16 protein-coding genes, 2 tRNA genes and 1 rRNA gene are annotated in these 21,120 nt (G+C 52.1%); 1 reads left to right on the top strand and 18 read right to left on the bottom strand.

The annotated features are described in order from the left end of the window. Positions 1-389: 389 nt before the first annotated feature. The 14 genes from pnp to ftsH form a co-directional block, all read right to left on the bottom strand. Positions 390-2,498, bottom strand: a complete 2,109-nt coding sequence (gene pnp, locus F7R27_RS18430; RefSeq protein ID WP_151705741.1) for a polyribonucleotide nucleotidyltransferase — start codon at positions 2,496-2,498, stop codon at positions 390-392. A gap of 204 nt (positions 2,499-2,702) precedes the next feature. Then, positions 2,703-2,972 carry a 30S ribosomal protein S15 gene (gene rpsO, locus F7R27_RS18435; protein ID WP_151705742.1) on the bottom strand — a complete coding sequence of 90 codons (270 nt, stop codon included), beginning with the start codon at positions 2,970-2,972 and terminating at the stop codon, positions 2,703-2,705. A gap of 128 nt (positions 2,973-3,100) precedes the next feature. After that, positions 3,101-4,057: a tRNA pseudouridine(55) synthase TruB gene (gene truB, locus F7R27_RS18440; RefSeq protein WP_151705743.1), complete on the bottom strand. Its 957-nt coding sequence runs from the start codon at positions 4,055-4,057 to the stop codon at positions 3,101-3,103. A gap of 3 nt (positions 4,058-4,060) precedes the next feature. Continuing rightward, positions 4,061-4,474, bottom strand: coding sequence for a 30S ribosome-binding factor RbfA (gene rbfA, locus F7R27_RS18445; RefSeq protein ID WP_151705744.1), 414 nt, complete (start codon positions 4,472-4,474; stop codon positions 4,061-4,063). A 9-nt stretch (positions 4,475-4,483) separates the two neighbouring features. Then, positions 4,484-7,036, bottom strand: coding sequence for a translation initiation factor IF-2 (infB, locus tag F7R27_RS18450; RefSeq protein ID WP_151705745.1), 2,553 nt, complete (start codon positions 7,034-7,036; stop codon positions 4,484-4,486). Between the two features lie 26 nt (positions 7,037-7,062). Next, entirely contained in the window at positions 7,063-8,553 is a 1,491-nt protein-coding gene (gene nusA, locus F7R27_RS18455) for a transcription termination factor NusA (protein WP_151705746.1), read from the bottom strand. Positions 8,554-8,586: 33 nt separating this feature from the next. Continuing rightward, the gene (gene rimP, locus F7R27_RS18460) at positions 8,587-9,042 is read right to left on the bottom strand and encodes a ribosome maturation factor RimP (RefSeq protein WP_151705747.1); all 456 of its coding nucleotides are present in this window, start codon (positions 9,040-9,042) and stop codon (positions 8,587-8,589) included. A 129-nt stretch (positions 9,043-9,171) separates the two neighbouring features. Further along, positions 9,172-9,248, bottom strand: a tRNA-Met gene (locus tag F7R27_RS18465). Positions 9,249-9,296: 48 nt separating this feature from the next. Further along, positions 9,297-9,382 (bottom strand) — tRNA-Leu (locus tag F7R27_RS18470). Positions 9,383-9,398: 16 nt separating this feature from the next. Beyond that, complete coding sequence (secG, locus tag F7R27_RS18475) at positions 9,399-9,758, bottom strand: preprotein translocase subunit SecG (protein WP_151705748.1); 360 nt, start codon at positions 9,756-9,758, stop codon at positions 9,399-9,401. A 4-nt stretch (positions 9,759-9,762) separates the two neighbouring features. Beyond that, positions 9,763-10,545 carry a triose-phosphate isomerase gene (gene tpiA / locus F7R27_RS18480; protein ID WP_151705749.1) on the bottom strand — a complete coding sequence of 261 codons (783 nt, stop codon included), beginning with the start codon at positions 10,543-10,545 and terminating at the stop codon, positions 9,763-9,765. A 45-nt stretch (positions 10,546-10,590) separates the two neighbouring features. Continuing rightward, positions 10,591-11,940, bottom strand: coding sequence for a phosphoglucosamine mutase (glmM, locus tag F7R27_RS18485; protein ID WP_151705750.1), 1,350 nt, complete (start codon positions 11,938-11,940; stop codon positions 10,591-10,593). Next, positions 11,937-12,806, bottom strand: a complete 870-nt coding sequence (gene folP, locus F7R27_RS18490) for a dihydropteroate synthase (protein WP_338088417.1) — start codon at positions 12,804-12,806, stop codon at positions 11,937-11,939. The genes glmM and folP overlap by 4 nt, the downstream gene beginning before the upstream one ends. A 132-nt stretch (positions 12,807-12,938) precedes the next feature. Then, positions 12,939-14,954 (bottom strand): ATP-dependent zinc metalloprotease FtsH, encoded by a 2,016-nt coding sequence (gene ftsH, locus F7R27_RS18495; protein WP_151705751.1) that lies wholly within the window; start codon positions 14,952-14,954, stop codon positions 12,939-12,941. A 512-nt stretch (positions 14,955-15,466) separates the two neighbouring features. On the opposite strand from ftsH, the gene F7R27_RS18500 reads away from it, so the two are divergent. Further along, the gene (locus F7R27_RS18500; protein ID WP_151705752.1) at positions 15,467-15,775 is read left to right on the top strand and encodes a YhbY family RNA-binding protein; all 309 of its coding nucleotides are present in this window, start codon (positions 15,467-15,469) and stop codon (positions 15,773-15,775) included. A 121-nt stretch (positions 15,776-15,896) separates the two neighbouring features. On the opposite strand, the gene greA is transcribed toward F7R27_RS18500, so the two are convergent. From greA to rrf, 4 genes are all read right to left on the bottom strand, one after another. Next, on the bottom strand, positions 15,897-16,379 hold the full coding sequence (gene greA / locus F7R27_RS18505) for a transcription elongation factor GreA (RefSeq protein ID WP_151705753.1): 483 nt from the start codon (positions 16,377-16,379) through the stop codon (positions 15,897-15,899). Further along, the gene (carB, locus tag F7R27_RS18510; protein ID WP_151705754.1) at positions 16,376-19,597 is read right to left on the bottom strand and encodes a carbamoyl-phosphate synthase large subunit; all 3,222 of its coding nucleotides are present in this window, start codon (positions 19,595-19,597) and stop codon (positions 16,376-16,378) included. The genes greA and carB overlap by 4 nt, the downstream gene beginning before the upstream one ends. A gap of 31 nt (positions 19,598-19,628) precedes the next feature. After that, entirely contained in the window at positions 19,629-20,765 is a 1,137-nt protein-coding gene (gene carA, locus F7R27_RS18515; RefSeq protein ID WP_151705755.1) for a glutamine-hydrolyzing carbamoyl-phosphate synthase small subunit, read from the bottom strand. 278 nt (positions 20,766-21,043) lie between these two features. Then, positions 21,044-21,120: ribosomal RNA gene (gene rrf / locus F7R27_RS19045) — 5S ribosomal RNA — on the bottom strand; the annotation flags it as partial.

Raw genomic sequence — 21,120 nt, forward strand, 5'->3', positions numbered from 1 at the left:
ACCACCTCACACCCACGACAACCTTAGCTTTCGCTTTGTGTCGTCGCTGCCGACTCCTCCGGCTCAGATGCCAGGCTTCCCCAGTTACTGCACTGACTCCCTGTTAACGATCCCACCCTCATTCACATCACATGTCTGACCGGGTATCGGGCGTCGCGCCATTTCGCACGCTTACCCACATGCGCTGCCGAATCAGGTTCACTTGCGTTGTGTACCGTTAACTTCCTATGGCTTCCTTCAGACCCCATCGTTGGCCAATGACGCCCTTGCCATTCGGATTATCTTCCCCCCGGTCGGGGTGATCCCGCCTTCTTTCAGGCGGGCGGGTTTGCCAGCTTCGCTGGACAAACAAAAAACCCGGCATATGCCGGGTTTTTTCATTGTCAGATTCAACCTGCTACGGTTTCGTCTTCTTCCATATCCTTCATGGACAGTTTGATACGGCCACGGACATCTACATCCAGGACCTTGACCTTAACCACATCACCCAGTTTGATATAGTCGGTTACAGCCTTCACACGCTCATTGGCGATCTGCGAAATATGCACCAGACCATCCTTACCCGGCAGGATATTGACGAAGGCACCAAACTCTTCCAGACGCACCACTTCACCTTCGTAGATACGACCCACTTCTGCTTCAGCGGTAATCGCCTTGACGCGATCAATTGCCGCTTTGGCTGAAGGCTTGTTGTCCGCGTAAATGCGAACAGTGCCGTCATCTTCGATATCGATGGTAGCGCCTGTTTCTTCACACAACGCACGAATAGTGGCACCACCCTTACCGATCAGATCGCGAATCTTCTCTGGATTAACCTTCAGCTGTGTCATGGCTGGGGCATTCTCAGGCAGCTCAGGACGAGTGTAACCAATCACCTTGGCCATCTCTCTGAGGATATGCTGACGTGCGTCCAGAGCCTGACCCAGTGCGATCTCCATGATCTCTTCAGTGATACCGGTGATCTTGATATCCATCTGCAGGGCAGTGATACCTTTCTCTGTACCCGCAACCTTGAAGTCCATATCGCCCAGGTGATCTTCATCACCCAGAATATCGGTCAGAACGGCAAAACGCTCACCTTCCTTGACCAGACCCATCGCGATACCAGCTACCGGAGCCTTGATAGGCACACCGGCATCCATCAGCGCCAGAGAGGCACCACAGACGCTGGCCATGGAGCTGGAGCCATTGGATTCAGTGATCTCGGAAACAACACGAATGGTGTACGGGAACTCATCGGCAGATGGCAGCATCGCCTGCACGCCACGACGCGCCAGACGACCGTGACCTATCTCACGACGCCCAGGTCCCATCATGCGGCCAGCTTCACCTACGGAGTAGGATGGGAAGTTGTACTGCAGCATGAAGTTATCTTTACGCTCGCCTTCGATGGCATCTATGATCTGCATGTCGCGAGTGGTACCCAGCGTACAGGTCACAATTGCCTGAGTCTCGCCACGCGTAAACAAAGATGAACCATGCACGCTCTTGAGAATGTCGATCTCGACTTCGATCGGGCGAACTGTTTTCGTGTCACGGCCATCAATACGCGGCTGATTGTCCAGTATACGGTTACGAACAGTATCCTTCTCAATAGAGCCGAATGCCTTTTTAACCTCTTCAGCACCTGGAGCAGTCTCTTCGCCAGTAGCCAGCGCAGCGACGACTTCATCCCGCAGTCCACGGACAGTATCCTGGCGCAGCGCCTTGTCAGCAACCTGATAAGCATCGCTCAGACGTGTACCCAGCAGTGCAGTGATCTGCCCGCTCAGCGCTTCGTCCTTCGCAACAGGCTGCCAATCCCATGTAGGTTTAGCGGCAGTTGCAGCCAACTCATGGATCGCCTGAATAACGACCTGCATCTCCTGATGCGCAAACAGAACAGCGCCCAGCATCTCGTCTTCTGTCAGCTCTTTTGCTTCTGACTCAACCATCAGAACAGCATCAGCTGTACCGGCAACCACCATGTCCAGCTCAGACTCGGCCAGTTCGGCGTAGCTCGGGTTCAGGATATAGCCATGCTCTTCAGTAAAGCCGACACGAGCCGCACCGACCGGACCCTGGAAGGGAATACCGGAGATAGCCAGAGCAGCAGAAGTACCGATCAGCGCCGCAATATCAGGATCATTAGCCTTGTCTGCTGACATCACCTGGCACACGACCTGCACTTCATTCATGAACCCTTTCGGGAACAGTGGACGAATAGGACGGTCGATCAGACGAGACGTCAGCGTCTCTTTTTCGGTAGGACGCGCTTCACGCTTGAAAAAACCACCCGGAATACGTCCGACAGCGTAGTATCTTTCCTGATAATGGACTGACAAAGGGAAGAAGCCCTGACCTTCTTTGGCTTCCTTGACGCCGACCACAGTACACAGTACCTGTGTTTTCTCATCGATGGTGACCATCACGGCGCCGCTTGCCTGACGTGCTACCTTGCCTGTTTCCAGGGTGACAGTATGTTTGCCGTATTGAAACGTTTTGATAATCGCTTGCACGATTGACTCCTTCAGTTGCTACTGAAGCAGCGCCCGGTGCGAGACAAATCATTCCACTCTTTTGCCAGTACTCAATTGCATGCTTTTGCAAACACGCAATTGAGTACGGGCCGGATGATTGGCACGCTGATTCCAGGTGCAGCTACAATGGGTTTCAGATAGAACTGAGGCCATACAATGTATGGCCTCAGGTATTACACTAACTTAGCGGCGCAGACCCAGACGGGCAATCAGTTCCAGGTAACGGTCGGCATCTTTATGTTTCAGATAGTCCAACAGTTTACGGCGCTGGTTAACCATGCGGATCAGACCACGACGTGAATGGTGATCCTGCTTGTTTGCCTTGAAGTGGCCCTGCAGCCCTTCAATGTTTGCAGTCAGAAGTGCAACCTGCACCTCAGGGGATCCTGTATCACCTGCTCCACGGCCAAATGAAGCTACGATTTCAGCTTTCTTTTCAACAGTTAATGCCACTTTACTCTCCTTAACAATATGCACGCGATCATTAATCGCTGGTTTAAAGTCGCGCTGTACCGGGCATATTTCCAGAACAGCGTCAGAAGACCATGCAGATTGCATCAGCCTTCGTTTTTGCAGGATGGTTATGCGTCTGCCGTATTGATCAGCCTTCTGGCTTTCAATACACCCTCCGCATCAACCTCTCCCAAACCCAGAAAACGTCTGGATGTTCGTTCAAACAGCCGCAGTTGCTGCTCTGGCTCAATGCCCTCAAGCCGGCAACTCTGACCGAAAAGTAACCTTTGCGCATCCTGCTCATCCAGCTCACAAGCGGGCAGATGGTCGATAGCGCTCCAGGGGGGTAATAATAACCCATCCAGATAATCTTGTATGCCCTTATCATCCGCTGGATCAGCCAGTTTATCGACCTCAGCCTGAAGCTCTTCAAAGGTGCGCATCATACTGCTGTCATAGGATCCGGTGCTGATCCGGTGAAGATGCAAAACATGCGCACCACAGCCAAGCAACTGCCCCAGATCATCCACAATTGTACGAATATAGGTACCCTTTGAGCAGGCGATCTCAATATCCAGCTCATCCCCTCGAAACGCCACCAGACGACTTTCACGAATTGTGACGCGACGCGGCTTGACCTCGACCTGGACACCTTTACGCGCCAGTTTGTACAACGGCTGACCATTATGCTTGAGTGCCGAATAGATGGGAGGAACCTGCTCTATCTCACCCAGGAAATGCTCCGCCAGGAGCCTTTCAACCAGAGCCTGATTAACATCAGCCGATATCGGCCTGGTCTCTGTCGCCTCACCTTCGGCATCACAGGTATCCGTGCGCACACCCAGTTTGGCTGTAGTCAGATAGCGCTTGTCCGAATCCAGCAGAAATTGCGAAAACTTGGTCGCTTCACCCAGACAGATCGGCAGCATGCCGGTCGCCAGAGGATCAAGCGCTCCGGTATGCCCAGCCTTTGCAGCACCATACAGGCGTTTGACACGCTGCAGAGCACCATTGGAGCTGACACCGGCAGGTTTATTAAGCAAAAAGACGCCGTCGATGCGGCGTCCTTTGAGTCTGGCAGCCAAGTGCTACTCCTTTTCTTCGGCGGAATCCTGATCGCCTGTTTCAAGCGACTGTTCTTGCCGATAAGCCTTTTCAATCAGACTGTGCAGACGGCGCCCCCGGTCTACGCTTTCATCGAAATGAAAGCGTAGCTGAGGCATGACCCGCAGTTTGATACCACGGGACAACTCCTTACGCAAAAAGCCTGCTGCATTATTCAGCACAGCTATCGACTGACTGACCACCTCAGATTCATCCTGATCACCCAGTGGCAAGACCGTCAGATAGATGTCGGAATAGCCCAGATCCTTACTGACCTTGACATAGCTTATTGTCACCATGCCAAGGCGTGGATCTTTGATCTCCCGCTGCAGCAGCATGGCCAGATCACGCTGGATCTGGTCGGCTATCCTGTCAGTTCGTTTAAAATCTCGTGCCATACAACCCCGTTACAGACTACGCTGCACCTCAATGGTGTCGAAGACCTCAATCTGATCCCCAACTTTCACATCGTTATAGTTCTTGACGCCGATACCACACTCCATGCCCTGACGCACTTCAGAGACCACATCCTTGAAGCGACGCAGAGACTCCAGCTCGCCTTCGTAAACCACCACGTTATCACGCAGCACGCGAATGCGTTTGTTACGATGGACGGTACCTTCGATAACCATACAGCCGGCTACAAGACCCAACTTAGGAGAGCGGAAGACATCACGAACCTCAGCAATACCAACAATCTCTTCACGATACTCAGGTGAGAGCAGACCGGACATCGCCTGCTTAACATCATTGATGATATCGTAAATGATGCTGTAGTAACGCATCTCGAGTTCTTCGCGCTCGACGATCACCTTGGCCTGATTATCCGCACGGACGTTGAAACCGATCAGGATCGCAGAGGACGCAACAGCCAGGTTCGCATCTGTTTCGCCAAAGCCGCCGATACCGCTGGCAACAATATTGACCTTAACCTCATCCGTCGACAGATCCTCAAGCGCTTGAGTCAGAGCTTCCAGAGAGCCACGCACGTCAGCCTTCAATACGATATTGAGTGACTTGACTTCACCTGCCTGCATATTGGCAAACAGATTCTCCAGCTTGCTCTTCTGCTGCCGTGCCAGCTTGACCTCACGGTATTTACCCTGACGGAACAGAGCCACTTCACGCGCTTTCTTCTCGGAAGATACCACTGTGAACTCATCACCCGCATTAGGTGTTCCATCAAGGCCGAGAATCTCAACCGGAATAGATGGACCAGCCTCGTCAACCGGACGCCCAGCTTCATCCAGCATGGCACGTACGCGCCCATGATGGAATCCTGCCAGAACAATGTCTCCCTTGCGCAACGTGCCGTTCTGGATCAACAGCGTAGAGACAGAGCCACGACCTTTATCCAGACGCGATTCGACAACAACGCCCTGAGCAGGAACATCCTTTTTGGCTGTCAGTTCAAGTACTTCAGCCTGCAATAGAATTGCTTCCAGCAGTTGATCAATACCTTCACCGGTTTTTGCGGAAACAGGTACAAACTGAACATCACCACCCCACTCCTCCGAGATGACATCACGCTGCGACAATTCATTACGCACGCGATCCAGATCAGCTTCAGGCTTGTCGATCTTGTTGACAGCAACAACGATAGGAACGCCACCAGCCTTGGCATGCTGGATCGCTTCTTCGGTCTGAGGCATGACACCATCATCCGCAGCAACAACCAGTACCACGATATCCGTCAGTTTGGCACCACGCGCACGCATCGCCGTAAAGGCAGCGTGGCCCGGAGTATCCAGGAAGGTAACCATGCCATTCTCTGTCTCGACATGATAAGCACCGATATGCTGTGTAATACCACCGGATTCACCCGCCGCAACCTTCGCCTTACGAATGTAATCCAGCAGCGAGGTCTTACCATGGTCAACGTGACCCATAACGGTAACAACCGGAGCACGATCAGTCTCTTCACCCTCGAACTGGAGCATGCTTTCCATCAGCGCATCTTCAACAGCATTTTCCTGCAGCGCTTTCGGCTTATGCCCCATCTCTTCAACCACCAGCATGGCGGTATCCTGATCCAGTACCTGGTTGATAGTGGCCATGGCCCCCATCTTGAACATCACCTTGATGACTTCAGCCGCCTTGACCGACATCTTCTTCGCCAGATCAGCTACTGTGATACTCTCAGGAACTGTGACTTCATGAACAACCGGTGCTGTCGGCTTCTCAAATCCATGCTGGTTTTGTGCCCCTCTACCACCGCGTGTTGACCCTTTCTTGCCACCACGACCACGACGCGCGCCTCGCGCATCATCATCGTCGCCTTTACGTGCAAAAGCCGGCTTGCCACGACGCGGGGCGTCGTCCTTCTCGGTACGACCACCACGACGTTCCGCTTCTTTCTGACGCGGAGCCTTCGCACGAGCGGGCACCTTTTTATCTTCGCCATCTGCTGCAGCAGAAGTGGGCACAGCCACATCAATTGACGCAGCAGCTGCAGGTACGGCTTCAGCGGTTTCTGCCTTAGCTTCAGAGGCAACTTTCAGGTCTGACTGGTCAACAGCTTCAGCGGGAGCATTAACAGCTTCTGATTGACTGTGTACATCAGGCACCTGTACTGCCGGAGTTTCCGCCACTGCCTGATCATCAACGACTGCATGACTCTGCTCTTCAGCAGGCTGCCCAGCCTCCTCCAGGTCAGTACGCTTGACATAAGTACGCTTCTTACGCACTTCGATATTAACGGTCTTGCGCTTGCCGGACGCACCAGACACCTTCAGCTGTGAAGTGGTCTTGCGCTTGAGCGTAATCTTTTTCGGCTCGGCTGAATCGCCATCCTGACCGTGTGAACGCTTAAGATAGGACAGCAAAGACTGCCTTTCCAGCTCCGTCACATCGGATACTTCTGATTTACCTTGAATACCTGCATCTTGCATCTGCTTGAGCAAACGCTCAACGGATACACCAACCACATCGGCAAGCTGCTTAACGGTGACTTCTGCCATAAATGGGTTCCCCTTCTCCGTTGACTTTACTGTTCGTCGGCGAACCAAGGTGCACGCGCGGTCATAATCAACTGCGCAGCACGCTCCTCGTCGAGCCCTTCAATATCCACAAGATCATCGACAGACTGCTCTGCGAGATCTTCCATAGTAACTACGCCCTGAGCGGCCAGTTGAAACGCCAGAGCACGATCCATACCATCCATCTCCAGCAGATCATCAGCCGGCTGCACATCGCCCAGTTGCTCCTCACTGGCGATGGCCAGGTTGAGCAAAGCATCCTTTGCACGAGCACGGAGCGTTTCTACCAGCTCTTCATCAAAATCTTCGATTTCCAGCATCTCATCGACAGGCACGTAAGCGACCTCTTCCAGAGAGGTAAAGCCCTCATCGACCAGAAGGGTTGCCAGCTCCTCATCAATGTCCAGATACTTGATGAAGTTCTCAACGACACCACCAACTTCTGACTGTTGCTTCGCTTCTGCCTCAGCCTCACTCATGACGTTGAGGTTCCAACCAGTCAGCTCGCTGGCCAGCTTGACATTCTGGCCATTTCGACCGATTGCCATCGCCAGCGCTTCTTCAGCCACAGCAACGTCCATTGAGTGGCTATCTTCATCAATCACGATGGACGCCACTTCGGCTGGAGCCATGGCATTGATGACAAGTTGTGCCGCATTATCATCCCAGAGAATGATATCAACACGCTCACCACCCAGTTCGGTGGAAACAGCCTGTACACGTGAGCCACGCATACCAACACAGGCACCGACAGGGTCGATGCGACCATCATTGGTTTTGACGGCGATCTTGGCTCTGATACCCGGCTCACGAGCGGCTGCACGTATTTCGATAACCTCTTCAGAGATCTCAGGTACTTCAAGACGGAAAAGCTCAACCAGCATCTCTGGACTGGTGCGACTCAGAATCAACTGAGGACCACGACCTTCACTTCTGACTTCAACCAGTACTGCACGCACACGATCACCCATGCGGAAGCTTTCACGTCCGATAAGGTGCTCTCGAGCGAGCAGGGCTTCAGCGTTGTTACCAAGATCTATGATAACACTATCTCGAGTCACTTTTTTAACCGTACCGGCAACCAGCTCACCAACGCGATCACGGTACTGCTCTACGACCTTGGCACGTTCGGCTTCACGCACCTTCTGAACAATAACCTGCTTGGCAGTCTGCGCAGCAATACGCCCAAACGCTACGGAGTCTATTTTCTCTTCGTGTATATCACCTGGCTGCAGAGCAGAGTCTATCTCATGGGCCTCCTGCAACGTCAGTTCAGTTCCAAGCTCAGCCACCTGGTCATTGTCCACCACCTTCCAGCGACGGAAAGTATCATAGTCTCCCGTGACACGGTCGATGGACACGCGAATATCCGCCTCTTCGTCGTAGCGCTTTTTAGTTGCCGTTGCCAATGCCACTTCAATAGCTTCAAAGATGACGCCCTTGGGCACATCCTTTTCATTGGAAACCGCTTCAGCAACCAGAAGAATCTCTTTATTCATACCACTGCCTCGCCTGAAAACATCTGTAATTTGTTACACCTGGGGCACTACATGGGCGCGATCTATATAGTCAATCGGCAGCACATACTCTTCACTGTCGATCACAAGCAGTATCTCGTCACCCTCAACACCATTGAGGAGCCCCTTGAATTTGCGTCTGCCATCAAATGGCACACGCAACCGAATATTAACGATGTGTCCCGCATAAGCCTTGAACTGCTCAAGTGTGAACAGAGGGCGATCCATTCCCGGCGATGACACTTCCAGAAAATAATGCTCTTTAATCGGATCTTCCACATCCATGACCGCACTGACCTGGTGACTGACCGCAGCACAGTCATCTACAGTAATGCCGTCCGGGCTTTCGATAAAAATCCGCAGCGTACTATTCTTACCTGCTGCATGATACTCGATCCCCCACAGCTCAAACCCCAGAGAGGTCACTGTAGGAGAGATCAGATCTTCAAGCTGCTTGAGCTTTGCTGACACTTGTTACCTCACCTGACTGTTGCCCAAACAAAAAATGGGTCACTACCGGACCCATTTCTGATAGGCATAAAGCCTTGATTTATCTACGAAAAAGCCCCTTAAAAGGGGCTCTTTCAACAACACAATGGTTGGTAGCGGGGGCTGGATTTGAACCAACGACCTTCGGGTTATGAGCCCGACGAGCTACCAGACTGCTCCACCCCGCATCAGAAACAGGTGCAATATTGTATATAACACCCGCCCGGTTTACAACTTGGTGCCGAAGGCCGGACTCGAACCGGCACGAGCTATGCTCACCACCCCCTCAAGATGGCGTGTCTACCAATTTCACCACTTCGGCTAAACTTTTAAAACTTTTACTGACCTGTCGGGATATCACTATCACCTGAGCGCTGAACTTCCAACACTGGCAGCTCTTGAACTCTTTCTGCTGCTGACTCTATCAGAGTCGCTGCCGGTATACCTGCATCAGATATACTACTCGCCCTTTCCTTGGCAAAATAAGCCAGACCAAAACTTGTCGCGAACAGCACTGCCGCCAGAACCGCTGTGACTCTACCAAGAAAATTACCTGAGCCACGGCTACCGAACACCGTCTGCGACGCACCACCTCCAAAAGAGGCACCAGCTTCAGCACCCTTGCCCTGCTGAAGCAGTACAAGTGCTATTATGGCTGCCGCAAGCAACACATGTACAATCAGAATTACTGTTTCCATTATCTCAACCAACCGCAGCCTGATCTGCCGACGCACGGCAGATTGCCAAAAAATCTTCAGCCTTCAAAGAAGCCCCACCTACGAGTCCACCATCAATATCCGGCTGAGCAAAAATCAACTCAGCATTGGCGGCACTAACACTGCCACCGTAGACAATCCTTATTTTCTGAGCCAGCTCTTCGCCGCCCATACCAGCAACGACTGCTCGGATCATCTCATGCACTTCCTGAGCCTGCTCTGGCGAAGCAGTCAAACCGCTGCCTATTGCCCATACCGGCTCATAGGCCAGGACAACACGACTCAGCATAGGCACAGACAGAGAGGATAATGCACTCACAACCTGACTGGACACTACTTGCTCAAGGGCACCGCCCTGTCTCTGCTCAAGGGTTTCACCCACACACAAGACAGGACTCAAATCTGCATCAAGTGCAGCGCGCATTTTTGCGGCTACAACATCTTCTGTTTCACCGAACATGGCTCGGCGCTCAGAATGCCCTACCAGCACCCACCCACAGCCTGCATCGCAAAACATCTGAGCTGAACATTCGCCTGTAAAGGCGCCATCCAGACTCTCTAACGATACATTCTGGGCGCCAAGCTCAATCATGGAGCCTGATACCATCTGCCGCACATCGGCCAGATAAACCGCTGGAGGAAATACTACAACATCAACAGCGCCTGCTTTTGCCTGATCCAAACCGGCTACCAACGCAGCAATCAGCTTTTCATTCGCCGACCTGCGTCCATTCATCTTCCAGTTTGCTGCCACCAGAGCTTTCCGCATTCGCTCGCCCTCCCAAAAGAGGCGCAAATCTTAACTGAGTGCACTTCAAGATACAAGAGCTGAAAGCGCTTTTTCTACATCTTCTGACAGCTCCCGACACAGCGTGCGCACCAACTCGCCATCCTCCCCTTCAACCATGACACGAATCAACGGTTCTGTCCCTGACGGTCGCAATAAAACCCGCCCACTCCCTGCCAGAACCTTCTCAACCCTTTGCACTGCTGCCTCTATCTCGACACTACCCTGCAGAGAAACATCCCGTGGGGTCCTGACGTTGATCATTACCTGGGGTAACTTCTGCATCCCGTGCTTCAACTCTGCCAGAGACAAACCCGAATCTTTCATCGCCTTAAGCACCTGCAAGGCTGCAATAATACCGTCACCGGTTGTTGTCAGGTGTCCGCACACTATATGACCGGAGCCTTCACCACCGAGCATCCACCCTCTCTCTGTGAGTTGCTCCATTACATAGCGATCACCTACTCGAGCCCTGACAAAGGGAATCTCTGCCCGAGCAAATGCCTGCTCAAGGCCATAGTTAGACATCAGGGTACCCACCACTCCGCCTGACAGCACCCCCTGTGACTTCATCGCACTGGCAATAATAAAGAGAATCTCATCGCCGTCGACCACCGCTCCACGATGATCAACCATGATCAGGCGATCACCATCTCCATCAAGCGCAATACCGAGATCAGCCCCTTCTGCCAGCACGACTTTCTGCAGACGCGATACATCTGTCGCACCACACGACTCATTGATATTGACACCATCCGGGGCAGATGCAATCTCTATGATCCCGGCCCCGAGTTCCTCAAACACATTCGGGGCAACATGATAAGTGGCACCGTTGGCACAATCGAGCACTATGCGCATACCACGCAGACTGAGATGGCCCGAAATAGTGCCCTTGCAGAACTCAATATACCGCCCAGCTGCATCATCAATGCGCCAGGCCTTGCCCAGCTCAGCAGATGAAACACAGCTCATCTCAGACTGTAACTGCTCTTCAATCGCCAACTCCACCGCATCCGGAAGCTTGGTCCCGGCAGCTGAAAAAAACTTTATCCCATTATCCTGAAAAGGGTTATGCGAAGCACTGATAACAATACCCGCTTCAGCTCGAAACGTCCTGGTCAGATACGCAATCGCGGGTGTTGGCATGGGCCCAGTCAGCATGACATCCACACCTGCAGCAGAAAGACCTGCTTCAAGCGCTGACTCAAACATATAACCGGAGATGCGAGTATCCTTACCAATTACAATTTTACTACGACCACCACGTGCAAATACGCAACCCGCCGCCCAGCCGAGCTTAAGCATGAAATCCGGGGTGATCGGATAGTAACCAACCTCACCACGAATACCATCCGTGCCAAAATATGCCTTCGTCATACCGACTCCTCTTCTACATCACGGACCGCCTGCAGCACCTTTAATGCATCAACAGTCTCGGCCACATCATGGACACGAATGATCACTGCACCTGCCTGTGCAGCCAGCAGGGCCGCAGCAACACTGGACGCAAGACGCTGATCGACCGATTTACCGGTTATACCGCCCAGCATGCTCTTGCGTGACAAGCCGGCAAGAACCGGATAGCCAAGCGCCACAAGTTTCTGCAACTGCTGCAAGAGATACAGATTATGATGCAAACTCTTGCCAAACCCAAAACCCGGGTCCAACACAATTTTCTCCCGACCGATCCCGGCCTGAACACAACGCTCAGTCTGCTGGGAAAGAAAGTCACAGACCTCGGCAACAACATTGTCATAGCTCGGCTCTACCTGCATGGTGGCAGGACTGCCCTGCATATGCATGAGACATACAGACAATCCGGTTGCAGCTGCAGCCCGCAGCGCCCCCTCCATACCCAGCGCTCGGACATCATTGATCATGCCTGCACCAAGACCCGCAGCCTCAAGCATCACCTCAGGTCGACTGGTATCCACCGAAACAATGACATCCAGCTCGCGTCCAATACGCTCAACCATTGGCAACACGCGATCCAGCTCCTGCTGAAGCGACACAGGGGCCGCCCCGGGGCGGGTGGATTCACCACCGACATCCAGGATCACTGCCCCTTGCTCAACCATCTCACACGCCTGACGAAAAGCCATTTCAAATGCAGGCTCCCGGTTCTGATAAAAGCGCCCGGCATCAGAAAAAGAGTCTGGCGTTATATTCAAAACACCCATGACATGCGCACATGGGGAGTCCAGATCCAGCACCCTTGTGCCACACTGCAATTTATTTCGCACGAAAACCCCACACTCTCAGATCGAGCCGCAGCCTTTCAGGCCAAAGCGCAGCAACCATAAACCTACAATAAAAAAGCCGACTCTTGAGCCAGCTTTAATGTTAAGACTTTTCTTTGAGTCTTTCAGCTTACATCAGTGACGATCCGGTCGAATATCAGCCTGGCCATCAACAGAATCATCATCATCGTAATCTGAGCTATCCGACACCTCAGCCTCATTGTCGCCATCGCTGCCCAAGTCACCACCGTCATCGCCCTCCACATCGGCAGTTTTCTGCGAAGACTCGGCGGCTTCTGCTGCCTGCTGCTCATTGCGCTCCTGAGCTTCAACCCAACCCTCTGGCGGCGAAACCTCTCTGCGCTCCATCAACTCATCAAGCTGCTTGGAGCCTATCGTTTCATACTTCATCAGCGCCTGCGTCATTGACTCGAGAATATCGCGATTTTCCTCAAGCAACTGATATGCCTTGCGATAACAATCATCAATAATCTGCCGAACTTCTTCATCTATAAGACGCTGGGTATCTTCAGCCTTGGCCTTGGCGCCACCGCCCATACCTCGACCAAATGGATCATCATCTTCATCGGCATAAAGCAGCGGCCCCAGCTTTTCACTCAAGCCCCACTTGGTTACCATGTTTCGCGCAAGAGTCGTTGCACGCTGGATATCATTGGATGCACCAGTCGTCACACCGTCCTTACCCAACGTCATCTCTTCTGCGATACGGCCGCCGTAGAGAGAGCAGATCTGAGAAAGTATACCCTGCTTACTGAAACTGTAACGATCCTCAGCCGGAAGGAACATGGTCACACCCAAAGCACGACCACGTGGAATAATTGAGACTTTATAGACAGGATCATGCTCAGGCATCAGGCGACCTACAATCGCATGACCAGATTCATGATACGCTGTATTCAAGCGCTCTTTATAGGACATGACCATGGATTTGCGCTCGGCACCCATCATGATCTTGTCCTTGGCCTTTTCGAACTCCTCCATGCCGACGGTACGCTTACTGTTACGCGCCGCAAAGAGTGCCGCTTCATTTACGAGGTTTGCCAGGTCTGCACCGGAGAAGCCAGGCGTTCCACGGGCAATCAGATCAGATCTGACATCCGTGCCAAGTGGAACCTTACGCATATGCACTTTGAGTATCTGATCACGCCCACGAATGTCGGGCAAACCGACATGAACCTGCCTGTCGAAACGTCCCGGACGCAGCAGCGCAGGGTCGAGAACGTCTGGACGGTTGGTTGCGGCTATAACGATAACGCCCTCAGTACCTTCAAAACCATCCATCTCGACCAGCAACTGGTTCAGAGTCTGTTCACGCTCATCATTACCACCACCCAAACCAACACCACGGCTTCGTCCGACTGCATCTATCTCGTCAATAAAAATAATACAGGGCGAATGCTTCTTGGCCTGATCAAACATATCACGCACACGGGACGCACCCACGCCGACAAACATTTCCACAAAATCTGAACCGGAAATACTGAAAAAGGGTACTTTTGCTTCTCCGGCAATGGCTTTGGCAAGCAGAGTTTTACCGGTACCAGGAGACCCGGCCATCAGTACACCACGTGGGATGTGCCCACCCAGGCGCTGGAACTTTCCGGGATCACGGAGGTAATCAACGAGTTCTCTGACCTCCTCCTTGGCCTCCTCAACACCCGCCACATCATCAAACGTGGTTTTGATCTGGTCTTCACTCATCATGCGAGCCTTGGATTTACCAAACGACATGGGACCACCCTTGCCACCGGCTCCACCCTGCATCTGACGCATGAAGAACATGAAAATAGCGATAATAATAAGAATCGGGAAGGCGGCAACGAGCAACTGAGTCCACAGACTCTGCCCCTCAGGCTGTTTACCCTCTATCTCGACATTAGCAGCCAGCAGATCATCAATCAACTTGGGATCCTGAACCGCAGGTCTGATGGTAACGAAGGTTTCACCGCTATTACGCTGGCCGGTAATGGTAAATCCATCTATGACGACCTTTGACACACGGCCGGCCTGTACTTCAGCCACAAACTCAGAATACTGGAGCTTGCGAGACTCAGGTTCTGTGCTGAAGTTGTTGAATACTGTCAGCAAGACAGCGGCAATCACCAACCACAACACCAAATTCTTAGCCATATCGTTCAAAGGATCATCCTCAGTTAAAACCATTTCTTTGCCCGCTGCATCGGCATATTAACACAGACAAGGCTATCTCCCGACAATTTCAGCCGGCTACTTTAATCAACACCAAGAGCTTCCAGGGCGCCCCGGTTTATCCCGGGTCCTGATCGTTGCATCCCACCGTTACGCAGTTTATGCATACGAAGATCAACTCTATCGTTTGAGCACCTCGTCAGCAACATCCTGTTACGCAGAGGCTTACTGGCCAGACAGTCCTTTCAGACAAAAGTCCGGCATCATTACTCATATTGGGATCTTCTTCAGAATTACAAGGGCTGATTTGAGTACGAGCCACTGATCCCATCCAACGTTTGACGTACTGATCACTGAAACGTTCACCCTGTCGGGATACTAACTACAGCAATCTATCTCAAGGTTGCGCTACTCAGTCAGACCGCAGTCAGGTAAAATACCCTTTTATAAGTAACTGGGGCCTCAGCCCCCACTGACGAGACACACATTCTAGTATGAGTTTGACTCCCGAACAAAAAAAGCAGTTCAGAACGATTGGCCATCGCCTGAACCCGATCGTCATGATCGCCGGAAATGGCCTGACTGAAAATATTCAACTGGAGGTTGATCGCGCCCTGGAAGACCATGAACTGATCAAGGTCAGGTTCACGGTTGGTGACCGCGAGTTGAAACGCAAACTGATCAACGAACTCTGCGAGATCGTTGAAGCTGAAGCGATTCAGGTAATTGGTAATATCGCACTGCTTTATCGTGCCGCCAACAACCCGAACCCCAAGCTGTCGAATCTACTGCGCCCAACCTGAAGTGCAACAACCGCCGTATCCGCAGTCAACACATCACTGCAACTGTAACCTGCGGCTCCAGAACTGAATATGACAACCCACTCCAACGCTCTGATAAGGCGATAGAGTGGGTAACATCCTATCAGTCAGCCAGATGCTGAACTTTCAGCAACTCATACTCGATCACACCAGCAGGCGTCTCTACCGTAATGACATCCCCCTCATCCTTGCCGATCAATGAGCGAGCAATTGGTGAGTTGATCGATATTTTACGCTGCTTGATATCTGACTCATCATCACCGACTATCTTGTAGCTCACTTCTTCATCAGTCTCCAGATTTACCAGCTCTACCGTTACACCGAAAATCACCTTGCCGGTATGAGGGATGGCGGTGACATCAATTACCTGAGCGTGAGATAGCTTGTACTCTATATCGCGAATACGCGCTTCGATAAAGCCCTGCTGCTCTCGCGCCGCATGATATTCGGCATTCTCTTTAAGATCACCATGCGCACGCGCCTCAGCAATGGAGGCAATCACTTTTGGACGCTCAACAGACTTCAGCCTGTCCAGCTCATTGCGCAGTGTCTGCTCTCCAGCAACGGTCATAGGTACACGGCTCATGCTATTACTCCTGCATGCAGATCCTGCAAACGTCTAACTGCCTTTTCTTCACCAAACTTCAGCGCCTCTGCAATAGCAGCGGCACCCGCAAGCGTTGTGGTATAGGGCACTTTATGCTGCAGCGCCGCACGGCGGATGGCAGCAGAGTCGGAGATAGCCTTACGGCCTTCAGTTGTATTGATGACATAGGCAATTTCACCATTTTTCATCAAATCAACAATATTCGGCCGACCCTCCATCACTTTATTCACTCGCTCAACGTCCAGACCTTCGCTTTCAAGCAGCGAAGCTGTACCAGAAGTTGCGATGATGCTGAAACCCAGCGCCACCAGATCACGCGCGATTGTCACGACAGCCGACTTGTCTACATCACGAACAGAGATAAACGCTTTACCTGGAACAGGCATCCGCTCACCGGCACCCAGCTGAGCTTTCATGAAGGCTTCACCAAAAGTGGTGCCAACCCCCATTACCTCACCTGTCGACTTCATTTCAGGGCCGAGGATAGGATCCACACCCTGGAACTTGTTGAACGGGAATACCGCTTCCTTCACGCTGAAGAAGGAGGGCACTATCTCTTCAGTAAAGCCGAGCTCCGTGAGCGTCTTGCCAGTCATAACCAGCGCCGCGATTTTTGCCAGAGAGACACCGATGCACTTGGACACAAAAGGCACTGTTCGTGAGGCACGCGGATTGACTTCGATGACATAGTTCTCGCCATCCTGATAAGCGAGCTGTACATTCATGAGCCCGACAACACCCAGTTCAAGTGCCATCTTGCGAACCATTTCACGCATCTCATCCTGTACGTGGGCAGGAAGACTGTATGGCGGCAAGGAGCATGCTGAATCACCTGAGTGAACACCAGCCTGCTCAATATGCTGCATGATCGCACCTATGACGACTATCTCACCATCACAGATGGCATCGATATCCACTTCAATCGCTGCGTTAAGGAAGTGATCCAGCAATACAGGCGCATCATTGGATACCTGGACAGCCGACTTCATGTACTGACGCAGCTCAGACTCCTTGTATACGATCTCCATGGCTCGCCCACCCAAAACATACGAAGGCCGCACCACCAGAGGATAACCGATTTTTTCAGCAGCAATCACAGCCTCTTCAAGACTACGCACAGTGGCGTTTTCGGGCTGTTTAAGACCAAGACGCTGCAGCATCTGCTGGAACTGCTCGCGATCCTCTGCACGGTCAATCGCCTCGGGAGAAGTGCCGATAATAGGCACACCAGCCTGCTCAAGCGCGACAGCCAGCTTCAGCGGAGTCTGGCCACCGTATTGAACGATAACGCCCTTGGGCTGTTCGACATGCACGATTTCGAGAACATCTTCCAGCGTAATCGACTCAAAATACAGGCGATCCGAAGTATCATAGTCAGTGGAAACCGTTTCCGGGTTACAGTTTACCATGATGGTTTCAAAACCATCTTCGCGAGCAGCAAGAGCGGCATGAACACAGCAGTAGTCGAACTCTATCCCCTGACCTATACGGTTAGGACCACCGCCTATAACCATGATCTTATCCCGCGTGGAAGGTGCTGATTCACACTCCTCCTCGTAGGTGGAATACATATAGGCAGTATCAGTTGCGAACTCCGCCGAACAGGTATCAACACGTTTGTAAACAGGGCGCATGCCAAAGCCATGGCGATACTTGCGAACCTGCTTCTCGCTGATACCTAGCAGCATGGCCAGACGCGCATCAGAGAAGCCTTTACGCTTCAGTCGATACAGGTGCTCCTGAGTTACATCAGACATAGCCATCGTCTGCACTGTCTGCTCTTCAGCAATCAGATCCTGAATCTGAATCAGGAACCAGGGATCTATGCCTGAGTACTGGTAGATTTCATCGACTGACATACCGGCACGGAACGCATCACCGACATACCAGATACGCTCGGCACCCGGCTGTTGCAGTTCACGCACTATATCACTGCGCGCATCTTCGGCATCAAGCGCAATGACAGAGTCCAGACCACAGACACCAACCTCAAGGCCGCGCAAAGCCTTCTGCAATGACTCCTGGAAAGTACGCCCAATCGCCATCACCTCACCGACTGATTTCATCTGTGTCGTCAGACGGTCATTAGCCTGCGGGAATTTCTCAAAGGTGAAACGTGGGATCTTGGTGACGACATAGTCGATGGATGGCTCGAAAGAGGCAGGAGTACGCCCCCCTGTAATATCATTCTGCAACTCATCCAGCGTATAACCGACCGCAAGCTTTGCAGCCACTTTCGCGATCGGGAAACCGGTTGCCTTCGATGCCAGCGCTGATGAACGCGACACCCTTGGATTCATCTCTATGACAACCATGCGACCAGTTGCAGGATCCACACCGAACTGAACGTTTGAACCACCTGTTTCAACACCGATCTCGCGCAGAACAGCGATCGATGCATCACGCATGATCTGGTACTCTTTATCAGTCAGAGTCTGTGCCGGCGCCACTGTGATACTATCACCCGTATGCACGCCCATGGCATCAAAGTTTTCGATCGCACAAATGATGATGCAGTTGTCATTCTTGTCACGGACAACTTCCATCTCGTACTCTTTCCAACCGATCAGCGACTCATCTATAAGCAGCTCCTTGGTCGGCGAAAGATCCAGTCCACGCTCACAGATTTCAACAAACTCTTCGCGGTTGTAAGCGATACCACCACCAGAGCCACCCATGGTGAACGAGGGGCGGATGATGGCAGGAAAGCCGATGCTATCCATCACCTGCAGCGCTTCTTCCATGCTGTGGGCAATCGCAGAACGCGGGCAGGCAAGCCCGATATTCTTCATCGCCTTGTCAAAGCGTTCACGATCTTCAGCCTTGTCTATGGCATCCTGAGTCGCTCCGATAAGCTCTACATCGTACTTATCCAGAATACCTTCGCGACTCAAATCAAGTGCACAGTTGAGCGCAGTTTGACCACCCATAGTTGGTAAAACTGCATCAGGGCGCTCTTTCTCGATGATTTTCGCAACCGTTCGCCAGTTAATAGGCTCTATGTAGGTTGCATCCGCCATCGATGGATCTGTCATGATTGTGGCTGGATTGGAGTTAACGAGAATGACGCGAAAGCCTTCTTCTTTTAACGCCTTGCAGGCTTGTGCACCTGAATAGTCAAACTCACAGGCCTGCCCGATCACTATCGGACCAGCACCCAGAATCAGAATACTTTGTATATCTGTACGTTTTGGCATCAGTTTCTAACCAGTTGTCTCTCGTTCACATTCACGCGTTCTTGGCGGCACGCATCAGGTCAATAAAGCGATCAAACAAGGGGGCGACATCACGCGGCCCCGGGCTTGCCTCAGGGTGTCCCTGGAAGCTGAACGCCGCTTTATCTGTTCTTTCTATCCCCTGCAGAGAGTGATCAAACAGGGATTTATGTGTTGGACGCAGGTTGGCAGGCAAGCTTGATTCAGATACGGCAAAACCATGGTTCTGACTGGTGATCATCACCCTGCCACTATCCAGATCCTGCACCGGGTGGTTCGCCCCATGGTGACCGAACTTCATCTTCTCGGTGGTAGCACCGGAAGCCAGAGCCAGCAACTGATGACCGAGGCAAATTCCGAACACCGGTATGTCAGTCTGCAATATCTCCGCTATCGCCTTGATAGCATAATCACAGGGTTGAGGGTCACCGGGGCCGTTAGAGAGGAATACACCGTCAGGATTCAATGAAAGCACCTCAGATGCAGGTGTCTGAGCAGGAACAACTGTCAGACGACAGCCACGATCAACCAGCATACGCAGGATATTGTGTTTCACACCATAATCAAAAGCCACAACATGGAAAGGAAGGTCATCATCGTTGCGTTCTGAATGGCCAACTCCCAACTCCCAGCTACCGGAGCGCCACTGATAGGAGGATTTTGCTGAAACCTCTTTCGCAAGATCCATCCCCTTGAGACCCGGAAAGGACCTGGCCAGCTCAAGCGCACGAGCTTCATCAATCTGCCCGGCTATGATGCAGCCGTTCTGAGCACCTTTTTCGCGCAGTATACGGGTCAGACGACGAGTATCGATATCGGCGATTGCCACTATACCGTGGGCTTTCAGATAATCTGACAGCGACTGCTCTGAACGGAAATTGCTGGCCATCAGCGGCAGATCACGAATCACAAGACCTGAAACCCAGACCTGCTCTGACTCTGCATCCTCTTCGTTAACGCCTACATTGCCGATGTGAGGATAGGTAAGCGTCACAATCTGGCGACAATAAGATGGATCGGTCAGAATTTCCTGATAGCCCGTCATTGAGGTGTTGAATACCACTTCACCGCTTGACTCTCCATCGGCGCCAATCGCAACACCCCTGAACACACTACCATCTTCAAGGGCAAGAATGGCTGGTCGCGTCAATTGAACCTCCCCGCATATGCGCTGCTGTAAACTGATCTGATGTGAATTTTGGTTGCAAAAAAGCGAGACTCGACCTGAGGCCTGCCTCGCTTTCTTAAAAAATTCAGGATAATTTGGACTAGACAAAAACGTAGCTGCCAAACCTGCTGTATTCTAGTCGATCAACCTGAATCTGTCCAACAGAACAGGACAATAGATCTGGCTATACTGGGCTGATAGACATACCCGAAACGCAAAAACCCCCGATCTCGAAGAGACCGGGGGCTGCGGTATTAAGTGCCTGGCGATGACCTACTCTCGCATGGGGAGACCCCACACTACCATCGGCGATGACGCGTTTCACTTCTGAGTTCGG

It is taken from the genome of Nitrincola alkalilacustris (genome assembly GCF_008973755.1).
Taxonomy (GTDB): Bacteria; Pseudomonadota; Gammaproteobacteria; order Pseudomonadales; family Balneatricaceae; genus Nitrincola; species Nitrincola alkalilacustris.